Source organism: Bartonella sp. AP58NXGY (genome assembly GCF_042195785.1).
Classification (GTDB): domain Bacteria; phylum Pseudomonadota; class Alphaproteobacteria; order Rhizobiales; family Rhizobiaceae; genus Bartonella.
Genome location: NZ_JBHIOY010000162.1, coordinates 1 through 871, shown reverse-complemented (window position 1 = coordinate 871; position 871 = coordinate 1). Strand labels below are relative to the sequence as shown.

Here is an 871-nt window from a genome sequence, read left to right as displayed (position 1 = left end):
ATAACACAGAGCGAGAGTAAGAGCGTTGTCAATATCATATTTTGAGATTTCTTCCACAAAACCTAAAGGATTTCCCTTTCTAAAACTCTCCTTATAAGATTTGAGCTTTTCAACATCCCCAATCAAAACAAGCGCAATAAGGTGACGCGCTACAAGATCAAGTTCACTGTCTGGGGAAAAAGCCGCATAATCATAAATGATCTGATTGACATTTTGCTGCTCAGCCCACTCAAGTATATCTGTACAAATCTGCTTTAGCTTGCCTTCATCCAATTCAGAACCAGACACAGTATACGCATCTTCTGATTCTTTGAGGGCTATATATTGGGGCATATTATAGAAAATCTCTCTATGAGCAGTGGAAAAGCCAAGTGTTGAAAGAGAAGCCTTAAATGCAACAATCGGCTCTTCTTCATTACTTTGAAGATTATACATTATATTGATGATACGGTCTTTACTTATAAAATAAGCATTACGATCATAGTTTTTATCACGATAAACTGTCCAGTCCATCCTTTTTAAGTCTTCAGAAACTGTATTAAGAAAAGACAAATCTTGCAAACTAAGACGATCATCTATGGCTTTTCTCTCATTAAGGATTTTCAGATGTTCTTCAGCAAATTGAATGGCGTGATTAACATATTTCTCCACTTCACTGTCTTCTAAATATTCAGAAATCGTACCTGTTTCTAAAAAATTTTGATAAGATTTTAGGATATCAATTCGACCAGTCAACGCTAAACAAGCCAAATGCCAGATTATGTCTATATTGTAGCTATATTTTTGAACAAGTGTTTTGCTTTCGATCGATGCTTGTAAATCTTGTGCGCGTGCCCATTGTATTATTCGCTCAGAGATTTGTGTTAACTCT

The 871-nt window shown here is 35.6% G+C and carries 1 protein-coding gene; it reads right to left on the bottom strand.

Features of this window, described 5'->3' with window-relative positions:
• Positions 1-871: DUF6990 domain-containing protein (locus ACFINC_RS10195; protein WP_375617138.1), on the bottom strand; the 871-nt coding region annotated here is incomplete at both ends.